Here is a 21,859-nt window from a genome sequence, read left to right as displayed (position 1 = left end):
CTGTTACAACGCAAGACAGCAGCAGTTTGGATCGGTGAAGGAGTGGTATTGCCTGGTGAACCGAAAGTCCGCGACGACTCTTCGCCAGCCCGCCTGATAGCAGCCATTCGACAATTGGTTGCGGATGGCATCGTCATCGAGGGCGGCGATTTCAAACCAGCAGATCGAGATTGGCTGCTCGAAGAAGAACTGTCTCTGGGCAATGTCGTGCCGGCGCGACGTCGTGAGTTTCGCGCCGGACGCATTTACGCAAGGCAGGCATTGCGGGGCCTGGGCATTCCTGAAAGCGTCATCCCGATTGGACACGATCGGGCGCCGGTCTGGCCGACAGGTATTGTCGGTTCAATCTCTCATACCCGAAGCCTGTGCGCTGTCGCCGTCGGATTGTCCGCCGATTGCCTCGGCATCGGAATCGACATCGAGGAAGATTCTCCGCTTTCCGACGAACTGACAAAACTGGTGTCGCTTGCTTCGGAATTGAAAGAGCGGGACGTGATCGAAGGGCGCCTAGGCTACGACCTGCCAAAGCTTCTGTTCGTGATAAAGGAAGCCTTCTACAAAATGCATTTCCCGCTCAACCGGCGCTTTTTGACGTTTCATGATGTTCGTGTCGAACTGGATGTGGAGAACGCCAAAGCCATGGTCATTCGACCAAGCCGCCTGGCGGCGGCCGACAATGGCTGCTTTGAAGGCCGCTTCGGCAACAGCGATGGAACCTTGTTCTCGTGTTTTGACGTCTCTGCGCATTGACAGCCACGCAGCCAGCCAGCACTCAGTGAACCCGGCATGGGCTCTATTCCTAATCAACCTCGATCCCGGAGCGGTATCTGATGGACACTATACGTGGCCACGTGGACCGGCATGCCGGACACAATCCGCAATCGGTGGCCGTTCTGGCCGCGGGACGCCCGCCCCTCACCTATGAAGGGCTGGGGCGCCATATCCACTATGTCGGCGAAAAGCTGGCGCTGGAGGCTGTCGGGCCAACGGGCCGCGTCGCGCTCATCCTGCCCGAAGGAGCGGAAGCAGCGGTTGCGATCGTGGCGGTGGCAGCCAATGCGGCATGCGCTCCGCTGAACCCGGCATGGCCCGCGTCTGAGCTTGAAGCGCAGCTCAGCGCGCTAGGTGCCCAAGTCCTGATCGTGCCGCACGGCTGGGAATCGCCGTTGCTCGCCTTGGCGGCGTCTCTGAACATCCGGATCCTGCAACTCGTTTCGCAGCCCGATGCGGCGGCCGGGACCTTCTCGCTGACAGCTGCTGGTCGAGGGCATCGCGGTGACCAGCCGTTGGCTGCGCCTGGCGATGCCGCACTGCTCTTGTTCACATCGGGCACGTCTGCGCGGCCCAAGCTGGTACCGCTGACACATCGAAACCTTTGCGTTTCGGCGCGCAACATTTGCGCGGCGGTGGATCTCCGGCACACCGACCGGTGCTTGGGCATGATGCCCCTGTTTCATATCCATGGCATCAGCAGCCTTTTGTCATCGCTGGTATGCGGAGGCTCTTATATCAGCGTGGAGGGCTTTTCCGCCGACCGCTTCTTTAGCTGTCTCAGCGACCTCAAGCCGACCTGGTATACGGCTTCCCCGGCCGTGCATCGCACGATCCTCGATCAGATCCGTCTCTGCCGCGAAGACCCGCGCCAGAGCGGATTGCGCTTCATTCGCTCGGCTTCGGCGCCAATGCCGCCACAGCTGATCGCGGATACCGAAAGCGCGTTCGGCGTACCGTTTGTCGAAGCCTACGGGATGACCGAGGCGGCGCCGCAGATTGCGAGCAATCGCCTTCCGCCGTTCGAACGCAAGCCAGGCTCCGTGGGCAAGGCTGCCGGTCCAGAAATTGCCATTATGGATGAAGCCGGACGTCTGTTGCCGCCCGGCGGGAGTGGCGAGGTGGTCATTCGCGGCCCAAATGTCATGCACGATTATGATGATCGCACTGACAACCAAGCCGCTTTCATCGATGGCTGGCTGCGGACAGGCGACATAGGCCACCTCGATGCCGAAGGTTATCTGTTCGTCACCGGCCGCCTGAAGGATATCATCAATCACGGCGGCGAAAAGATCTCGCCGCGGCTGGTGGAGCAGATCCTGCTCCAGCATGCCGCGATCGGACAGGCGGTTGTTTTCGGCGTTCCCCACCCGGTGCTCGGCGAGACGGTCGCCGCAGCGGTCGTGCTCAAGGCGGGGCAGAAACAATTTACGCAGGTTCAGCAGATCCGCGGCTTTGTCGCCGAGCGGCTGGCACGCTCGAAGGTGCCGCAGTGGATCGTTGTGGTGGATGAGATCCACGCCGATTCCAGCGGAAAGGTCAATCGCAAACATCTGGCCCTGACGCTCGATCCGCAACAACAGGGCGCTCAACGCGATCCGCCACAGACTGGCAAAGTGATTGCCCGAACCGCCACTGAGCGCCGGGTGGCGGCGGTTTTTGCCGAAGTTCTGGGAATCGAACCGCCCGGCATTCATGACGATTTCCTCGACCTGGGCGGTCATTCACTTATCGCCATGCAGGTTCTCGCCAGGTTGCAGGAGATATTCCAGGTTACGTTGCCGATCGATTGCATGTTTGAACGCCCGACCACTGCGCGACTTTCGGAGCGCATCGGCGAGCAGATGGCCGATCTCGTAGCGGATGGCAGAGCGCGACTGGAGCAAGGATCGACGACTTCTACGCAGGCCACGAAACACATCCCCCGGCGCCAAGAGGGCACGCTCGCACGGCTCTCCTCCGCACAACAGCGCGTCTATTTTCTCGATCGAATGGGTGCCGGCGGCGCCTACAATATGTCGGCCTCGCTCCGGCTGACAGGACCGCTCGACGACCGTGCATTGGCGCTGTGCCTCGACGAAATTCGCCGACGTCACGACATCCTGCGCACGACCTTTCACATGCGCGAGGGCGGACCAGTGCAAGTGGTTTCCGAATTTCAGGAAACCAGGCTGGTGATGATTGATCTGTCCGGCCACAAGGCGGACGCACGAACCGCCGAGGCAAAGCACCTCGCCAGCCAGGACGCTGGCGAACCGTTCGACCTGGCGCAAGGTCCCCTGTTTCGCGCCAAGCTGATCCGGCTGACATCCGACGAGCACGTCCTGCTTCTGACGATGCACCACATCGTTTCCGACGGCTGGTCGATCGGCGTCCTCTACACCGAGTTGAGGCAACTGTACGAAGCATTTCATGACGACAGGGCGTCGCCGCTCGACGACTTGCCGCTTCAGTACGGCGACTTCGCAGCCTGGCAGCAGCACGGCGTCGAGGCCGGCGAATTCGAGCGCCAGACCGGTTACTGGATCCGGCAGCTCAACGAGATGCCGCCGGCCTTCACGCTTCCGACGGACCGCCCTCGCCCGGCCATTCAATCCTATCGCGGCGGCACCATACAGGCCCTGATCAACCGTCAAACGACGGATCAACTTAAGGCGCTGGGTCAAAACCATAACGCGACCGTGTTCATGACGTTTCTGGCGGCCTTCAAGACATTGCTCCACCGCTACAACGGGCAAGACGATTGCGCCGTCGGCGTGCCGATCGCAAACCGCCCGAGCAAGGAGTTGGAGCCGCTGATCGGGTTCTTCGCCAACACGCTGGTGTTGCGAACGCCGCTTGCGGGCGACCCGTCATTCCTGGAATTGCTCGGCCGCGTCCGGTCGACGGCGCTTGACGCCTACGCCCACCAGGATGTCCCCCTCGAGCGCATCGTTGAACAGTTGAATATCCCGCGCGATCCCGGCCACGCGCCGTTGTTCCAAGTCATGTTCGCGTTTCAGAACATCCCAGGGTTGCCAGGCTCGATCTTGCCCGCTCAGTCGGCAACTGATCACGTGGCGGGACCTTGCTTCGATCTCGCGCAAGGTCTCTCAGCGCAACCTGTGCGTATCGACAAGGTGACGGCGAAGTTCGACCTCACTCTGTACCTGTCGGAAACCCCGGAAGGGATGTCCGCGACTTGGCAATTCAACGCTGATCTGTACGAGCCGGCCACGATCGACCGGCTGGCTCGGCATTTCCAGACCTTGCTCGAAAGCATAGGAAGCGATCCCGGGCAAAGACTGTCGGAACTGTCCCTGTTACCTGAGGTCGACCGCCGCCAGATCGAAATCGACTGGAACCACACCGAAGCCAGCGAATTGCTGGGGCAGGATTATGTCCAGCTGTTCGAGGCGCAGGTCGAGCGAACACCTGATGCCACAGCCGTGCTGGGCGGGGACCGGCAGTTCACTTATCGGGAGCTCAACGAGCGAGCCAGCCGGTTCGCGCGGTATTTTCGCAGCCGCGGCGTTGCCCGCGAGACACTGACCGCGATCTGCCTGCCCAGATCCGCCGAGATGCTGGCGGTGCTGCTAGGAGTGTGGAAGGCCGGCGGTGCGTTTCTGCCCCTCGATCCCGAACATCCATCCGAACGCATTGCCTTCATGCTGCGTGATGCCTGCGTGGACTTGCTCATCACCGAGACATCGCTGCTGGCAAAGTTCCCCGCCGCGTTCCAGATGGCGAGCGATCATCCAGAGCCGGGCCGGACGATCTGCCTGGACGCCTGCCAAGCCGGCGTGGCGCAGGAGAATCCGCGCAATCCCGGCGTCCTCTCCGCGCCGAATGCACTTGCCTATGTGATCTACACGTCTGGCTCGACCGGTGAACCCAAGGGCGCGATGATCACGCAGCCCAATGTCGGCCACTACGCGCAGGCGATGGTCCGCGCTGTCGCAATCCGTCCGGACGACATCTACCTGCACACGGCTTCGTTCTCGTTCTCCTCCTCGATACGGCAGTTTGCCGTTCCGCTCTCCTGCGGTGCGGCCGTGGCCGTTGCTTCGGCCGAGGAACTCCGCGATCCGCATTTGCTGTTCGAGATGGTACGCCACCAGCGCGTATCAGTGCTGGACCTTGTTCCATCATTCTCGGCCGGCTGCCTGCAGGTCTTGATGTCGCTCGATCAACCCGTGCGGGCAAGCTTGCTCGACAATCAGCTACGGCTCGTGCTTTCAGCCAGCGAGCCCTTGCCCAGCGCCTTGATAGAAAAATGGCGGCACCTCTGCAGACCCGGGACAAGATTCATCAATATGTTCGGCCAGACCGAGACGACAGGGATCGTGATGATCTATCCCGTCCCGGCCGAGGGCGGCGCGGCGAAGGTCGTCCCGATCGGTCGGCCGATTGCCAATACGCAGGCCTATGTGCTGGACACGTCCCGCCGCCCGGTGCCGGTTGGCATCGGCGGTCACTTGTATGTCGGCGGCGGCGGTATAGGAGCCGGCTACATCAATCATCCGGAGCATACGGCGAAGAACTTCGTCCGAAATCCGTTCAGCCCGCATGACGGCGCGCGGCTCCATCGAACCGGCGATCTGGCCCGATACCGGCCTGACGGGACGATCGAAATTCTCGGCCGCGCCGACGAACAGGTGAAGATTCGCGGTTTCCGTATCGAACTGGGCGAGATCGAGGCTGCGATTCACACACACCCGGACGTGCGCGAATGTGTCGTCGGCGTGGTGGAGGATGCTGCCACAGACGATAATATCGGCGATCGCAAATGTCTGGTGGCCTTCGTTGCGGCCAATGAGCAGCATGATGCGCAAGTGCCTGCTCTGTCCGGGCGCCTGCGCGAATTTCTGAAGCAGCAGCTCCCGGAATACATGCTGCCGCAACGCATCGTCATGCTGCAGCGCTTGCCTCGCACGTCGAACGGAAAAGTCGACCGACGGGCACTGCTCACCAAGGAGGCGCAGACGGCTCGATCAACTGTCGTGACGCATCCCTCCAGCCGGGTCGATCTGCGCGTGGTCGCGCCAACCGACGACGAGACGATCCTGACGGGGGTCTGGAAAAAGGTGTTGCGGCTCGATGAGGTTGGGCTACACGACAACTTCTTCGACCTAGGCGGCAATTCCATCCTGAGCATCAATGTTGTTGTCGAAGCCAGCAGGGCCGGTCTGCACGTCGATCTGCGTCAGCTCTATCAGCATCAGACGATCACCGATCTGGCTCGCGCAGTCGCCCGGGCGCGGCATGACATCGGGCCAACCGTCGCGGCTGCACCGGCATCGAGCGGAAATGGCGGGAAAATTCTGGTGACGATTGAAAGCCTTCGCGCCTACGGTCGCGAAGCGCTGACACGGGCTGGATTGAGCCTCAAGGGTGCGGAAATCGTCGCGGAAGTCCAACTCGAGGCGAGCCTGCGCGGACAGCCGACGCACGACATGGTCAGCATTCCGCGTTATGCCGTGCAAATTGCCTCGGGCAAGATCAACGCCGATCCTCAAATACGGATCGAGCACGAGACCGCCACCATCGCGCGGATCGATGGCGACAACGGCCCGGGCCAGTGGGTCAGCACGGTGGCGATGGACCTCGCCATTCAAAAGGCGGGCAGGCACGGCGTTGGAATTGTCGGCGTCCGCCGCTCCAACCATTTCGGCGCCGCCGGCCACTATGTCTGGCAGGCAGCGAAGAACGGTCTCATTGGGCTCTGCACGACCAACGGACCGCTGATCCTGGCACCGACGGGCGGGGTCACGCCGACATTCGGCAACAATCCGCTCGGTGTCGGCATTCCGGCAGGGCGACATTTCCCTATCCTTCTCGACGTCGCCATGAGCGTCGCGCCTCGCGGCAAGATCGGCCTGTCCGTGGCGGAAGGCAGTCCGTTGCCGCCGGGCTGGATTCTCGACCGGTCTGGGCGTCCTTCGACCGACCTCGGCGATCTCGCCGCAGGGCTTGGCGTGCCGATCGGCGGACACAAGGGATATGGCCTGGCCCTGGTGATGGAGGTGCTTGCGGGCGTGCTCAGCGGCGCGGGTTTTGGCAGCGATCACCATCAGGACAGATTGCGCGAGAGCGCCCAGGCGCCCGACTACGGCCATTTCTTCATGGCGCTGGATCCACAGCGATTCATGCCGGCGTCGGAATTCACCGAGCGCGTCGACCGCCTGATCGAGCAGACCAGGAACGGCGAACGTGCCGAAGGCGCCACCGAAATCCTGATCCCCGGCGAAATGGAATTGCGCGCCCGCGAGGAGAGCCTGAGGGAAGGTGTGCGGTTGCGCTCATCAACTTACAGGGCTCTCGTCGCCTATGGACGGAAGGCAAAGCTCGACGCCGAACTGAGTGCCGTGACCGAAAACCAGCTTGCAGAGGGCCATGGCTGAACACTTGCACGATCCCGCGCCCGATCTGAATGGTCGCATGATGGCGTTCGACCGGGCCGAGCTGGAGCAGACCATCCCGGCGCGTTTCGGCACAGTGGTCCGCAGGTATGGCTCGCACGTGGCGATTGGCGGCGACCGGCATCGATGGACATACGACGACGTTGAACGACGTTCCAATCAGCTGGCCTGGGCAATCCTCGAGCACACGCAGCCCGGGCGCGGATGCGTCGCCTATCTTGTCGACCATTCGCCGGACATGGTGATCTGCGCGCTGGCGACGCTCAAGGCGGCAAAGGCATTCCTTTGCGTCCATCCTGGTATGCCGCTTGCAGCACAGCGCGACATACTCAGCGATGCGGCGCCGGATCTGCTGCTTACCGATGCGTCTCACGCGCCTGCCGCGCATGACCTTGTCGATGACCACAGGCGGGTTCTCCTGCTTGAGGACATCGACGCGCGTTATTCGGCTGATGCGTTGCATATTCCGATGGACCCGGGTGACCCGGCCGCAATCTTCTACACCTCTGGAAGCACCGGGCGGCCGAAGGGGGTCGTGAAAAGCCATCGCACCGTGCTGCATCGGGCCTGGCTTTGTGCCCGGTATGACGGGGTGAACTCCACAGACCGGCAGTCCCTCCTGACATATTGCAGTTTCGCCTCATCGGAGGCGGACGTCTTCGGCGCGCTTCTCAACGGAGCCACGCTGGAACTCTACGATGCTGCATCGGGTGGTCTCGGTGGTCTCGGGGCGTGGATTGATAAGCGTCGCGTAACCTTACTGCACCCTCCGGTGATGTTGTTTCGCAAGTATCTGTCGATGCTCGCGGGCTCGGGCCTGCATCCATCGGTACGCTTGGTGGCGCTGGCGGGTCAAACGGTCGTTGCCTCGGACGTCGAGCAATGGCGCCATCACTTCGCGACGTCCTGTGCCTTGCGCCATCGCTTCTCTTCCACCGAAGCCGGTCACATCGCGGTGGCTTCGGTAGCTCCGGGCGAGTTGCTCGCGCTAGGCACGGTACCGGCGCCGCGACCAGTCGCGGACAAGTCTCTCCTGGTCGTCGATGAAGATGGCCAGCCGGTCGAACAGGGAGGCGTCGGCGAACTCGTCGTCCGCAGCGCTTTCCTGGCAGACGGTTATTGGCGGCAGGCGTCCGAAACGGCAAAGCATTTCGGCACCGACCTCAATTTTCCCGATCAGCGTGTGTTTCACACCGGCGATATCGGGCGTTTATCGAGCAACGGTCTTGAATTCCTCGGACGGCGCGACGACCAGGTCAAGATTCGCGGGTATCGCGTTGAAACGCGGGAAATCGAGCAGGCTTTCCTGCTGCTTCCAGTGGTGAATGAAGTCGCGGTCATCACCGAACTTCGCCAGGATGCGCACTCCCTTGCCGCCTTCGTCGTGATAAAACAGGGAGCCTTGTTTCAGACTGACGCATTAAGGGCCAGCTTGAGGTCGATCCTCCCACAGTGGAAAATTCCGGGCCGAATCCACGCGATCGAGTCGTTGCCGCTGACGCCAACCGGCAAGATAGACAGGCTGCTTCTGCAGCAATATTTGCAGGCACCTAGTGGCCCCGCCAACAACGGCCAGACCGCGCAATCGTCCGACAGGAAAGTGAACGGGCCAACTGCAAAACTGATCAAGAGATGGAAAGGGCTTTTTGCCTGGGCTGGTATTCGGTGAAAGGCGAGCGACCATTCAGGATCGGCATACCTGCTGCGTCTCTCGATCAAAGGAACAGCGCCCGCTTGGTCGCTGCGATGAGTCCTTGTTAGCCGCACAGGCTGTGAGTTAAAAGCACGCAAGCATTCGATGTACCGCCACGCTTCCCAAAAGGCGGACGATCATCGATCAAGGGGGGCTTGCCGATGAACGTGCGGCCAATTATCCAGCCTATCCGTGCGATACCGAGCGACGGTCCCGCGCATGTTATTGCCGGCATCTTCGCCACGGAACTGCAAATTCCGACCGCGGACATCGACGATAGTTTCTTCGATCTCGGGGGCGATTCGCTGACCGCCGAAACTCTCGTTCTTGCCGTCCAAAACCGGTTCGGCATCAAGCTCCAGACTTCGGTCCTGCTGGCGGCGCCGACGCCGCGTGAATTTGGCAGGCTGGTCGCGTCCTTGACGCCAACCCACCCCGCACGGCAACTCATTGTGCCGGTATCCGGCGGTTCCGGCCATGAGCCGATCGCAATGATCCACGGCATTTCGGGATCGGCGCTGTTTGCCAATCGCTTCGGAAAGCGCCTCAAGGAGAAATACGCGGTGATGGCCGTGCGCGGCATGGGTCTTGAGCCCGGCGAAACACCGTATTCCAATCTGGACGAGATAAGCGCCAACTATTTTGAAGGCCTGACCTCAGTGACAGGCCGACACCCACATATAATCGGCGGCATCTGCCTTGGCGGTTTGCTTGCGATCGAGGTCGGGCGCCTCACCTATGAAGTGACTGGCGAGCGGCCTGCGCTGCTGCTCATCGATCCGCCGCCGCTCGGCTCGGCCTGGCTGAAGCCGATACCGGACGACCGCATGACCGCCAGCAGGCGGCGCCAGATCACGCGCAAGGTCGTCTATTGGCGCCTGCTTCGCGACGGCTTGAATGCCGCTGGGCTGGGACAAACGCGCATCGGGCGTCACACCCGGCAGAAAGCATTCAAGAGCGCCCTCGTCCGCGCCGCTGCCGGATTCTCGCCTTCGTCTTACCCCTGCGATATCCTGGTTCTCGCCAGTTCGGAATGGAGCGCCGCAACGGTGGAGCAATACAGGGGCTGGGCGTCTGAAAAAACCAGGATAAAAACCGTTGTCGTCCCGGGCACGCACGACAAGTTTCGCGAAGCCAACATGCAGGCGATCGACGACGAGATCATCGCATTCCTGGCGGCCAGAGATGTTGCCGTGATGCGCGAACCCGCCTCGCCATAGCATCGCGGGGGATCAGCGCCCAAGCCTTCCCGATGACAAGCCTTCCCGATGAAAGGATGGAAGGATTCGAAGGTCCGCGAGACGGGCTGCAGCTGCCCGGCGACGGTGTGGAAACCGACCAGCGCCATTTCAAGCCTCAACAACTACGAGATGGAGAAGCGCGGCGAATTTCCCGCGTCGTTTCAATGTGCCAATCGACATGCAACTTACGCCTGCGCGCGGCGAGGCGCACTCTACGGGACAACGAAATTCCTGCCTGCAGCGAACAGGTCGCGACCGCTAACGCTCACTTTGCCGCGTCGGATGCACTCGAATCAACCGAGCGTCCCGTCGTCAGGCCATCACAATTTGGAACGCCCTGAAGCCGGCAAAGAGCTGGCGCTAACCACCGTCACTTTTCGCTCAGCGGAGCGCAAGGACGAAAGTGCGTCCTGGGAAATGCCCTCGTCGGTGATCACCTCGTCGATTTCGGAAATATCCGAAAGCGTGCAGAAACCAGGTGCGGTGAACTTCGAGCTGTCGACGAGCAGGATCGTCTTGCGGGCGGAAGAGATCATGGCGCGCTTGAGCGACGCCACCTCGAGCGAGGTTTCCGTCAGCAGCGTGCCCGTGACGGCCGAAGCGCCGGTCATGCAGAGGTCGGCATGAAGCGTTCTGATGAAACTCTCGCCCGGCTCACCGGCAAGGTGCCGATAGCCAGGACGGACAGTGCCGCCTGGCAGGATGATGCGCCAGGATTTGATGTCGGCCGCGAAATCGGCGATCTGGAGACTGTTCGTCACCACGGTCAGCGGCAAATCCCGCTCGGCGGCGGCGCGCACCACCTCCATGACGGTCGAGGAACTGTCGAAGATGACGCTGTCGCGAGCACTCAGCCGCTGCGCGGCCTCGCGCCCGATCGCTACCTTCTCGGCGTGCTGCAGTTCCGCATTGACGGTCATCTCGCGTTCGAAGGTGGCGCGCATCGGCTGCAGCAAATGTGCGCCACCGTGGGTGCGTTCGAGATACCCCTTTTCCACCAGGTGTTCGAGATCGCGCCTTACCGTTGATTGCGATCCGCCAATCGTGTCGGCGAGCTCCTGGATGCTGGCCGCCCCGCTGACCCGCAGGTGCTCCAGGATGAGAGCCCGCCGCTTGGCGGGAAGCATCTCGACGCGTCTGCTTGGAGAGTCCATGCTTCACCCGCTCGGTAGCCGACGGCGAGGTCGACGGATTTCAGGCCAGATCGTTCAATCTCTACCAAATCGTATAGCCGCAATCCACAACCACAACCGCGCCGGTCATAGCGCTCGCAGCATCCGAGGCAAGGAAGAGGATGGAAGCGGCAATCTCGTCGGGGCGCGCAACGCGCTTCATCGGCGTCATCTCCATCCACACCGGCATCAGCTTGTTGTCAGTGAAGCCGCCGCGCGACATGACAGTATCGACATAGGTCGGCGCGACACAGTTTATCCTCACGCCGCGCTCGGCCCATTCTCCGGCAAGGCTGCGCGTCATGTGGTGAACGGCGGCCTTTGCGGTGTTGTAGTGCACCTGACGCTGCGGCTTGTTGGAAATCAATCCGGACATGGAACCCAGCGTGACGATCGCGCCACGGCCACGTTCGAGCATGGGTCTTGCGAATTCCCGGCATGACCAATAGGCGCCATTCAGGTCGACGTCGATCACCTTCAGCCATACGTCGTCGCTCATATCCTCCCCGCCTGTGTCGGGCCAGGCGATCCCCGCATTGGCGATCAGGATATCGACCGCGCCGTGACGCTCATTGGCAGATCGAGCGGCTGCGGCAACGGCCTTGGAATCGGTTACGTCGAGCTGTACCGCTTCGACCTGGTGGCCCTTCCGCTTTAGCTCGTCACGCCCCGCCTCCAACACCTGAGGATCCATGTCCGATATGGTAACCCGTGCGCCAGCCTCCGCGAGCGCTTCGGCCGTCGACAGACCGATGCCGCGGCCGCCGCCGGTGATGAAGGCAGTTTTACCGTCAAGTCGGAACCGTTCGAGAAACATGGAATTTGTCCTTCAGGCGCGTTGGAGTGCGGGACCGGCGTCGGCGTGGCGGTGTTGTCCGAGGATGAGCAGACAGCCTGCGGTGAAGCTGTCACCCAGGCCGAGCGTCGTCACTGGCTTCTCCAAGTAGGGAGAAGCGCAGGCAACGAAGGTCCAGCGTCCCTTGCGGACGGGCGTTTCGAAAGGAAGTGGATGGAATTCGGCCGTCGGTGCGATCGCGATGGTTCGTGCGGGTTCTCCATTCGCCGCCCTGGCGCTGGCGATAGCGCAGCCTGCCATTAGTGCGCGTTCCTCTTCCTTTGGATCGTTCAAGGTTGCGGCGGCGGCCCATGTATCGGCATGCACGCACACCCGCTCGAGATCGAGACGCTCGCCTAGCGCCACAAGAGCCTCCATGGGATGGTGGGCGGACGGGCTCATGGCGAGCAGTTCGGAATGGCTCATTCCGAGCGAGGTGATCGCACCGCGGGCATGGGAAAAAAGCTCCTCGACTGCCTGCAGCGTGGCATAGCCCGCCAGCTCGAAATGGATCGTCTTGAGGCCGGCTGCCTTCCAGTCGCGGCTGAGAGCGAAGACGTGCCGGCTGGCGGCGCCGACATTCTCCACCGCCTCATCGTTCAGCCCGGAAAGGAGCCCGGCTGCGGCTGACGGTGCCAGCCGGCGCGACATGGTCTCGAAATCCTCGTCATGCTGAATTCCGCGGTCGCAGAAGCGGACGATGACACGTGAGGAGCGGGTCGGCACGACGGCACCGATCGCGCGGCCGGCGGTGAATTCGAAGATGAAGATTTCCGGAATGTGCGGACCAGTTGGCGACAAAGCAGCCGCCGTCTTGAGCGCCCCGCTTTCCGCCAGCAGAACGCCGGCCGGTACCAACCGCAGCATTGCCGCGTGACGATCCTCGATGGCGACCAGGGAGCGGACCCCAAGTTGCCCTAGCACCCAAGCCGCCTGAGGACCGGTTCCGCCCAGTGCATAGCGCAGCGGCAAGCGCTCGCGCAGCCACGCCGGGCCTTCCGGCCAGTCGAACCGCACCTCGCCGCCCACCCCGCGCGCGGCACGCGAAAGAAGAAGATCGGCGAGTTGCGCCGCAGGGCTGCCGTTCGGTGCGCCCAGAAGCGGCTGCATGTCGTGCATCTCGACCCGCGCATCGATGCATGCGCTGATGCCGCACAGGAACAGGCCCGCCGACGCAAGGGCATCCGCGCCAAGCGAACCGGACCGCGGATCGATCAGGGCGCGATAGCGTTCTGCGCACGATGCGACGAAACCATCACTCACGGCCGCGCTCCTCTTCACCTCTGCCGACACTGCCAATTGCTATCATTATCTTCCACAGCGTCAATGCAATTCTGTAGTTTCGCGCCGGAATTGCGCAGAAATGGCGTTGCGGAGCCGGCTCATGGGGCATCGCAGCACGCAATTCGTGCAAATGCTCAGAGTGCGCCATTCGTTGGGGCTCCTGAATATTTTATAATGAAAACAATGTGTTAATTCTAGGCAAATCCTAACTTATGGCAGATGAATGAGATTGGCGCGCCGCCACGTGCCCTCATCACGCAAATTAGAAAGATTTAGGTAGCTATTGACAGATTGTGAGAAATATCAGCCTATGACGTTGGAACGGCGAAGCAAGAGCGCTGCAACAGAGCCGCCCAAAATGTCCACCGAGGAACAACTATGGTCACGAGACTCGACAGGAAGCTGGCAAACATTCGCGCCGGCCGCTACAAGCCGACCGATTTCGTCATTGCCGATGCCAAGGACAGCGACGTTGGCGCCGGCGTGACCGCTACAGGCTTCGACTATTCGGTCAGGCCGCCGCGCCGCCGTAGCCGCCAGGAGTTCATCGCCCAGATCGAGGAGATCATCAAACAGGACATCGTCGACATCATGCTGGTGTCGCAGTCCAACCTTGATCTTCTCGACGAGCGTGGCGCTTTCTTCGGCAGTGAGATGAAACCGGCGATCCGCGGCAATCTGGAAACGATGTGCTGGGGCGCCGTGCGTCACGGCGTCTATACCCAGAAGCCGTCGGCGCCATTCCGCGATGCCAATCTTTCGCGCGCTATCGCCAACTATCCGACGCGCGGCACGGACCTTGCTCTCTATTCAGTTTCCTTCAGCAACGATGTCGAACTCGACATCCGCACGTTGAATGCCTTTGCCGAGTTCCGCGCCGAGGCGGCTCGGACCAACTTCAAATATTTCTACGAGGTCTTCAATCCAAGCGTCGATATCGGTCTCAGCAGCGAGCAAATCGGCGAATTCGTCAACGACAACATCATCAAGTCATTGGCGAGCGTGCCGAAGGCCGAGCGTCCGCTGTTCCTGAAGACACCGTATAACGGGCCGAAGGCGATGGAAGAACTCGCCAATTTCGATTCCGAGTTGATCGTCGGCGTGCTCGGCGGCGGGGCTGGCACCACCCGCGACACGTTCGAGCTCGTCGCCCAGTCGCAGCGCTATGGCGCTCGCCTGGCGCTCTTCGGCCGCAAGATCAACCTCGCAGAGGCGCCGCTTCACCTCATCGTTTTGATGCGGGCGGTTGCTGACGGCACAATTGGCCCGGAGGAAGCCGTGCGCGCCTATCACGGCGACCTGCAGAAGCTCGGCCTGACGCCAAACCGCCCGCTCGCGGACGACCGGGTGATCACGGAAGACGTGTTGACGGTCGCAGCCGCCAAGGCCGCCTGACGCCGGAACTGGTGAGCGGCGCATGCAAAACGCTGTCGGTTAGGAAAGCGACCTCCAATGGGTCATTGCGCCCGCGAGTAGGAGGCTCGCGACGCTCACTACGTGGTAGAAAAAGGGAGGAATACTATGAGGAAGATGCTGTTTCTTGCGACGACGATCCTCGCCGCCGCTCTTTCTGCGTCGGCGAATGCCGAGCAGAAAGAGGTGACTGTCTGGTCCTGGTTCGTGCAGAGCACGATGAACAAGTCCATCGCCGCCTTCGAGAAGGCACATCCGGACGTCAAGGTGAAATATACCTATTACAACTATTCGCCCGAATACATCACCGCCCTGAAGGCGGCGGCGGCGTCCGGGAGCCTGCCTGACGTGATCGGCCTGCAGCCGGGATCGCTCACCCAACAATATCGCGAAAATCTTGAAGCGGTGAACGAGCGCGCCGCCAAGCAGTGGGGCGACAAGTGGGCGGAAAAGATCTTCCCGGTCAACCGCAAGCAGATGCTGATGGGCAATCCGAAGGGCGACGAAAATTATTACATCATCCCCCAGGAATCCCAGGTTCTGTGCATCTGGTACAACCGCAAGGTCTTCGAAAAGCTCAATCTTTCGGCACCAAAGACCTATGACGAGTTGAAAGCTGCGGCCAAGGCGCTGACCGACAACGGCTATATTCCGATGTTCCAGGGCGCGGCCGACGGCTGGCAGAATGAGAACGTTTTCCTCATGCTCGCCAACCAGTTCTCGCCGGGCATCGTCGACAAGGCCCAGGCGGGCGAAACGCCCTGGACAGCACCGGAACTCGTCGAGGCGATGAAGGTCTGGAAAGGCCTTTTCGACGACGGCATCTTCCAACAGGGAGCGCTTGGGGCGCATGCCTATCCGACGGGCGCTCAGCTCTTTGCACAGGGCAGGGTCGGCATGATGGCGCTCGGCTCCTGGTGGATGCAGGAAAGCAAGTTCCCTCCCCCACTGTCCGAGTTTGTCCAGAACATGGACGGCTTCGACTTTTTTTATCTGCCTCCTGTCAAGGACGGCAATCCAGCGAGCCCGCCCGTCGGCGGCATCGACATCGGCTACGGCCTGACCAAGAATGGTGGCAAGAACCCCGAAGCCTGGACTTTTCTTGCCGAACTCACCAACGGCGTTGGCCTTCAGGAGGCGTTGAATGACCTCAACGACCTCCCGGCGTTCGAGGGCTATTCGCCGAAGGGCGACATTACCGATCACGTGAAGGAGATGTCGGCCCGCTTCATGGCAGACCTGCCCAAGGCGGAAAACCAGCGCTTTGCCTCGCCGGCAGTTGCCGAGGCGCTCGACAATGCGCTTGCCGGCGTCGCGGCTGGCAGCATCGAGCCGGAAGCAGCGCTCGCCACCGTGCAGGCGGCGACCGAGAAGGCACTTGCTGCAAAGTAACCTGGGACGAACGACCGGGCGCAGACGCGCCCGGTCGCTTTCATTCTGAAATGGCAAGCATCATGAGCACAGAAGCTATGCGAGCCGGATCCACCATCGCGAAGGTCGGGCGGCGATCGGCATCCAGAGCTTCGCGGCTCTATCTTTTCGTGCTTCCGGCGACGCTTCTGTTTGTCGTCTTCATCGCCTATCCGATTCTCTGGGTCGCCGGGCAGAGCCTCTATGTCGGCACAAGCGCCGGAGCGGTCTTTGCCGGACTTGCCAACTACAGGACGGTTCTCGGCGATCCGACCTTCTGGACCGTGGTGCGCAACATGTTTCTGTGGGGCGTCATCACCATACCGGTGCAGATGCTGATTGGCGGGCTGCTCGCCTATTTCATCGAGCGCCATACCCACGCCCTTCGCGGCTTCTTTCGCACCATGTTCTTCCTGCCCGTGGTGACCTCGGTTTCGGTCATCAGCCTGGTTTGGGTGCAAATTTACGCGCCCTACTATGGCATTGCCCAGGAGTATTTGAAGCGCGTCGGCATCGTCATGGCGACGTCACCGATCGGCGACCCGGAGACGGCGATCTATGCGCTGATCATCGTCAACATCTGGCAATGGACCGGCTTCTCGATGCTCATGTACATCGCCGGCATCGCCAACCTGCCCAGCGAAGTGCTCGATGCCGCCCGCATAGACGGAGCGAAGGGCTGGCGGCTTGCCGTGCATGTGATCGTGCCGATGCTTGCCCCTGCAACGAAATCCCTGCTGCTCCTGGGCGTTATCGGCACATTGCAGACCTTCCCCATCGTGCACCTGATGACCGGCGGCGGACCGAACCGGGCCAGCGAGGTCTTCGGCACATTCATCTTCAAGCAGAGCTTCGTGCTGGGCGACACAGGCAGCGGGGCCGCGCTCTCCGTCATCGTGCTGGTCATCGCGCTCACCCTCTCGCTGATCCAGATCGCAGCGCTGGGCGCCCGCCTGACGCCCGCGGCAAGGCAGCATCCGTGATGATGCCCCTCAGCCGCCTCCGAATCCGCGGCATGCTCATCCATGCCGTCCTCTTCATCGTGCTCGGCTTCTGGATGGTGCCCCAGATCTACATGCTGTCGATCGGGCTGCGCACCCCGGCTCAGGCCTTCGACGCAGAGCTCTTCACCTGGCCGGTGACCTTCGACAACTTCGTCACCGTCATTCGCGACAATCCGCTGGGGGCCATTTTTCTGAACAGCCTGATCATCACGGTTGCGACAGTGGTGATCGTGGTCGCGGTCTCCTCGCTGTTCGCCTTCGCCTGCGCAATCCTGAGGCTGAAGGGCTCGATCTTCCTCTACACTACGCTGCTCACGACCTTGATGGTTCCGCTCGCCTCCATGGTCCTGCCGCTCGCCATCCTCCTTCAGAATTTCGGCTGGGTGAACACCTATATCGGACTCATCCTGCCCTACGCGGCGCTCGGCGTGCCGTTTGCCATGGTCATCCTCAAGTCCTTCATGGAAGATGCCCCGCGTGAACTCTTCGAGGCGGCGCGGGTAGATGGCTGCAACGCCTGGCAAACCTATTGGCACGTGGCCTTGCCGCTGGTGCGGCCGGCCCTGGTCTTCGTCACGATCTGGCAGTTCATCGTGACGTGGAACGAGTTCTTCCTCGCCCTCATCGTTCTCACTAAGAGCGAGATGAAGACGCTCACCATCGTGCCCATGCAGTACTCCGGCCTCTATATGGCCAATCCCGGCGCCCTCTTCGCAATCCTTACGCTCATCGCACTTCCCCTCATCCTCCTTTATGTGCTGGTGCAGCGCGCCTTCGTGCGGGGCCTGCTCGCCGGTGCGGTCAAAGGCTAGACCCATGGCAACGCTTTCGATCGACAAAGTCACCAAGGCCTTCGGCAATACGACCGTCATTCCGGAACTGTCGCTGACAATCGAGGACGGCGAGTTCTGCGTCCTGGTGGGACCGTCGGGCTGCGGCAAGTCCACACTGCTTCGGATCATCGCCGGGCTGGAGCCGATCAGCTCCGGCCGTATCCTGATCGATGGCGCGGATATGAGCGGTGCCGAGCCACCGGCAAGAGGCGTGGCCATGGTGTTCCAGTCCTACGCGCTCTATCCGCACATGGATGTCGGCCGCAACATCGGTTTCGGCCTGAAGATCGCACGGACGCCCGCCGCCGAAATCGTTGAACGCGTAAGGCGTGCTGCCGAGAAACTGCGGCTCGGTTCCTATCTTAAGCGCAAGCCACGAGAGCTTTCCGGCGGACAGCGCCAGCGTGTCGCGATCGGCCGCGCCATGACACGCAAGCCGAAACTCTTCCTGCTCGACGAGCCACTTTCCAATCTCGACGCGGCATTGCGTGTCGGCATGCGGGTGGAGATCGCGCGGCTGAAGGCTGAACTGGCATCCACCATGGTCTACGTCACGCACGACCAGGTGGAAGCCATGACGCTTGCCGACCGCATCGTGGTGATGAATGGCGGGCGCATCGAACAGGTCGGCACACCGCTCGAGCTTTACCATCGGCCAGCCAATTTGTTCGTTGCCGGATTCATTGGTTCGCCGGCGATGAATTTCCTGAACGGCAAGGTTGCTGCCATTCGCGAGATGGTCGTGACCGTGGCTCTTTCCTGGGGATCGGTACTAGACATTCCGGTCGAGCGGCATGTCGAGCCCGGCGATCGCGTTACGCTGGGCATTCGGCCGGAACATGTCGTGCTTGCGGGCCACGGACAGGCCGATGCCCATGTCGTGCAGGCTTCCATGGTCGAACTGCTTGGCAGCGACACATTCATACATGCCAATGAACGCGAGGAAAGCCTGATCATTCGTGACAGCCGAGGCCGGATCGTGCGGGCGGGCGAACGCATCGCAATCACGCTGCCGGCTGACGTCTGCCACCTTTTCAACGAGGCCGGAGACAGAATTTCCAATGCGGCCGCCGCGCATGCGGAACGCGTCCTGCTCAAGGAGCGTGTCAACTGATCGGGCTGCCGCGGCACCAGCGCAAGACTTCAAACAGGGGCTAGGAGGAAATCATGACGGATTTTCAGGGTAGAAAGATTCTGGTGACGGGGGGCAGCGGCGGTATCGGTGGCGCCACCGTGCGGCACCTGGTGCGTGCAAACGCCAACGTCATCGCGGCCGGACGCTCCCGCGAAGCGCTCGTTGCGATCGCAAAGGAGACGGGCTGCCGCACTGTGACCTTCGACCTTGCCTCGGAAGACGATATCCGAACTGCCCTGGAAGGCCTCGAACTCTGGGGAGTGGTCAATTGCGGCGGCTTCGGCGGCGAGATCGCAACGCCCATGGACACCGACATCGCGATTTTCGACAAGGCCATCACCATCAATGCGCGTGGCGCGTTGTTGGTCACCAAATATGCAACGCAGCAAATGGTGCGCATCGGCAAGGGCGGCGCGATCGTCAACGTCTCCAGCCAGGCAGCGCTCATCGCGCTCGAGGGGCACATTTCCTACGGCTCTTCAAAGGCGGCGCTCGAAAACATCACGCGCTGTTCGGCCTTGGAGTTGGGCAAATACGGAATTCGGGTCAATAGCGTTAATCCAACGGTCGTCATGACACCAATCTCATCCGGCCACTGGAGCCAGCCGCATGTCGCCGAACCGTTCCTGAAGCAGATGCCGCTCGGCCGGTGGGCAACAGAGGACGAAATCGCCGGCCCGATCGTGTTCCTGCTCAGCGATACGGCCTCGATGATCACCGGCGTGTCGCTACCCATCGATGGCGGCTATACCTGCCGATGAGGCCTATGACGGCGGTCCTACCGAGAAGCTGATGCTGCCGGTTCTTCGAACTTCGCCGCGCCGGTCATGATGGCGACGACATCGGCCATGGTGTGGGTTTTCGGACTGACCACGGCCGCACGTTTGCCGAGCCGCATGATGTGGATGCGGTCGGCGATTTCGAAGACGTTCGGCATGTTGTGGCTGATCAGGACTACCGGCAGTCCACGCTGCCGGATTGCCTGGATCAGGTCGAGAACCTGGCCAGTTTCCCGCACGCCGAGTGCTGCTGTGGGCTCATCCATGATCGCAAGCTTCTTGGCGAATAGTGCCGCTCTGGCAACAGCGACGCCCTGACGCTGACCGCCTGACAGCGCTTCCACGGCGCTGCCGATCGACGGCAGGCGGAATTTCAGTTCCGCCATGCTGCGTTCTGCCTCTGCTCGCATGCCCTTCTTGTCGAGCATGCGCAGGACATTGCCGAGGAATCCGGGGCGGCGGCGTTCCCGACCCAGAAACAGATTGCTGGCGATATCGAGCGCGGCCGCAACGGCGAGATCCTGGTAGACCGTCTCGATGCCCAGCTTGCGTGCGTCCAGCGGACCCTTGAAGTGGACGGGTTGGCCGTCCAGCAGGATGTCGCCGTTGTCAGGGACGATCGCTCCGGTCAGCGCCTTGATCAGCGAGCTCTTTCCAGCGCCGTTGTCGCCGACGACCGCCAGGATTTCGCCGGAGCGCAGTTCGAAATCGACACCGTCGAGAGCGGTGATGTGCCCGTAGCGTTTGATCACGTTGCGCGCTTCGAGGACGACGCCAACTGGAGCGGTCGCCACCGGCTCTCTCGGCTCGACAGGCGTCATCACCGCCTCCCTCTGGTCAATTGATCTAGCGCGACCGCCACGATCACGAGAATGCCTGTGACCAGATCCTGCCAGAGCGGATCAATGCCGGCGAGCGTCAGCCCGTTGCGCAGGACGCCGACGATCAGCGCGCCTATCAGTGTGCCGATCAATCCGCCCCGGCCACCGAACAGGCTGGTGCCGCCGATGACGACGGCGGTGATGGAATCGAGATTGGCGGTCTGCAATGCATTGGGGTCGGCGTTGGGGATCCGGCCGAGCGCCAGCCAGGCCGCGATCCCATAAATGAACGCCGCAAGGACGTAGACCGAGAGGAGAAGTCGGCCGACCGGTATGCCGACAAGCCTGGCGGCTTCCGGATTGTTGCCGACCGCGTAGACATGTCGCCCCCATTGGGTCTGGTTGAGAAGGAACCAGACCATTCCATAGAGGAGGAGCATGATGATGACGCCGTAGGTGACGATGAAGCCGTTCAGGCGGACGGTGTTTCCCGTCCAGCCGAGAAATTCGTCGGTGACCGGAAATGCCCCGCCCGCCGAAATCAGCCTGAGCGCGGCGGTGATGATGCCCAATATACCGAGCGTCACGATGAAGGGCGGCAGGCGCAGACCGCTGATCAGGCTTCCAGCCGCGACACCGGCCGCCGAGCAGGCGAGAACGGCCAAGCCCATGGCCGCAATCGGATCATAGCCGCTGTTGGCCAGTTTTCCGGCAAGGATGGTGCCCAATACGCATATCGCCCCCACTGCGAGGTCGATGCCGGCCGTCAGGATGATCAAGGTTTGGCCAATGGCCAAGGTACCGATGATCACCGTCTGCTGGAGAATGATCGACAGGTTTTGTGTGGCGAGAAAACGCGGATTGGTCAGGGAAAAGATCAGGCCGAAAGCGAGCAGTACAAGCAGTGGACCAACCGATGGCGTGCCGACGAACCTCGCGGCAATCTTAGACATCCTGCCGAAAGAGAGTGCTGATGCCGAATTCATAGTGCCCTCTGGAACGGTCGCCACGTTTCCCGACCTCAAGGGTTGGGCCGGAAACGAACGGGACCATGCCGATACAGATAC

The 21,859-nt window shown here is 61.6% G+C and carries 15 protein-coding genes; 10 read left to right on the top strand and 5 right to left on the bottom strand.

Annotated features, from left to right (window positions below; all coding sequences use genetic code 11):
• The first annotated feature begins 48 nt into the window (after positions 1–48).
• From RPG13_RS11285 to RPG13_RS11270, 4 genes are all read left to right on the top strand, one after another.
• Positions 49–750 (top strand): 4'-phosphopantetheinyl transferase family protein, encoded by a 702-nt coding sequence (locus RPG13_RS11285; protein ID WP_337125034.1) that lies wholly within the window; start codon positions 49–51, stop codon positions 748–750.
• An 80-nt stretch (positions 751–830) separates the two neighbouring features.
• The gene (locus RPG13_RS11280; protein WP_337125033.1) at positions 831–7,154 is read left to right on the top strand and encodes an amino acid adenylation domain-containing protein; all 6,324 of its coding nucleotides are present in this window, start codon (positions 831–833) and stop codon (positions 7,152–7,154) included.
• On the top strand, positions 7,147–8,841 hold the full coding sequence (locus RPG13_RS11275; RefSeq protein ID WP_337125032.1) for an AMP-binding protein: 1,695 nt from the start codon (positions 7,147–7,149) through the stop codon (positions 8,839–8,841). The genes RPG13_RS11280 and RPG13_RS11275 overlap by 8 nt, the downstream gene beginning before the upstream one ends.
• A gap of 185 nt (positions 8,842–9,026) precedes the next feature.
• The gene (locus RPG13_RS11270; protein WP_126103572.1) at positions 9,027–10,085 is read left to right on the top strand and encodes a thioesterase domain-containing protein; all 1,059 of its coding nucleotides are present in this window, start codon (positions 9,027–9,029) and stop codon (positions 10,083–10,085) included.
• 341 nt (positions 10,086–10,426) lie between these two features.
• On the opposite strand, the gene RPG13_RS11265 is transcribed toward RPG13_RS11270, so the two are convergent.
• The 3 genes from RPG13_RS11265 to RPG13_RS11255 all read right to left on the bottom strand — a co-directional run bounded on the left by RPG13_RS11265 (position 10,427) and on the right by RPG13_RS11255 (position 13,376).
• Positions 10,427–11,260, bottom strand: a complete 834-nt coding sequence (locus tag RPG13_RS11265) for a DeoR/GlpR family DNA-binding transcription regulator (protein ID WP_095483648.1) — start codon at positions 11,258–11,260, stop codon at positions 10,427–10,429.
• Positions 11,261–11,321: 61 nt separating this feature from the next.
• Positions 11,322–12,095, bottom strand: coding sequence for an SDR family NAD(P)-dependent oxidoreductase (locus RPG13_RS11260; RefSeq protein ID WP_095483647.1), 774 nt, complete (start codon positions 12,093–12,095; stop codon positions 11,322–11,324).
• 12 nt (positions 12,096–12,107) lie between these two features.
• Complete coding sequence (locus RPG13_RS11255) at positions 12,108–13,376, bottom strand: ADP-dependent glucokinase/phosphofructokinase (RefSeq protein WP_337125031.1); 1,269 nt, start codon at positions 13,374–13,376, stop codon at positions 12,108–12,110.
• A gap of 399 nt (positions 13,377–13,775) precedes the next feature.
• Between RPG13_RS11255 and RPG13_RS11250 the strand changes: the two genes are divergently transcribed.
• From RPG13_RS11250 to RPG13_RS11225, 6 genes are all read left to right on the top strand, one after another.
• Entirely contained in the window at positions 13,776–14,792 is a 1,017-nt protein-coding gene (locus tag RPG13_RS11250) for a hypothetical protein (protein WP_337125030.1), read from the top strand.
• Positions 14,793–14,918: 126 nt separating this feature from the next.
• A complete protein-coding gene (locus RPG13_RS11245) occupies positions 14,919–16,202 on the top strand; it encodes an ABC transporter substrate-binding protein (RefSeq protein ID WP_128241291.1) in 1,284 nt (427 codons plus the stop codon).
• A gap of 62 nt (positions 16,203–16,264) precedes the next feature.
• The gene (locus RPG13_RS11240) at positions 16,265–17,203 is read left to right on the top strand and encodes a carbohydrate ABC transporter permease (protein ID WP_095483991.1); all 939 of its coding nucleotides are present in this window, start codon (positions 16,265–16,267) and stop codon (positions 17,201–17,203) included.
• A gap of 32 nt (positions 17,204–17,235) precedes the next feature.
• Entirely contained in the window at positions 17,236–18,036 is an 801-nt protein-coding gene (locus RPG13_RS11235; RefSeq protein WP_292685704.1) for a carbohydrate ABC transporter permease, read from the top strand.
• A gap of 4 nt (positions 18,037–18,040) precedes the next feature.
• Entirely contained in the window at positions 18,041–19,171 is a 1,131-nt protein-coding gene (locus RPG13_RS11230) for an ABC transporter ATP-binding protein (protein ID WP_127289350.1), read from the top strand.
• Between the two features lie 53 nt (positions 19,172–19,224).
• Positions 19,225–19,953 carry an SDR family oxidoreductase gene (locus RPG13_RS11225; RefSeq protein ID WP_337125029.1) on the top strand — a complete coding sequence of 243 codons (729 nt, stop codon included), beginning with the start codon at positions 19,225–19,227 and terminating at the stop codon, positions 19,951–19,953.
• Positions 19,954–19,970: 17 nt separating this feature from the next.
• Here RPG13_RS11225 and RPG13_RS11220 read toward each other — a convergent pair whose 3' ends face one another.
• Both RPG13_RS11220 and RPG13_RS11215 read right to left on the bottom strand, forming a co-directional pair.
• Positions 19,971–20,792: an ATP-binding cassette domain-containing protein gene (locus RPG13_RS11220; protein ID WP_095483640.1), complete on the bottom strand. Its 822-nt coding sequence runs from the start codon at positions 20,790–20,792 to the stop codon at positions 19,971–19,973.
• Complete coding sequence (locus RPG13_RS11215; protein WP_095483639.1) at positions 20,792–21,778, bottom strand: ABC transporter permease; 987 nt, start codon at positions 21,776–21,778, stop codon at positions 20,792–20,794. Before RPG13_RS11215 ends, RPG13_RS11220 begins: the two co-directional genes overlap by 1 nt.
• Positions 21,779–21,859 lie beyond the last annotated feature (81 nt).

It is taken from the genome of Mesorhizobium sp. ISC15 (assembly GCF_037162615.1).
Classification (GTDB): Bacteria; Pseudomonadota; Alphaproteobacteria; order Rhizobiales; family Rhizobiaceae; genus Mesorhizobium; species Mesorhizobium mediterraneum.
This window is presented reverse-complemented; position numbering and strand designations above follow the sequence as displayed.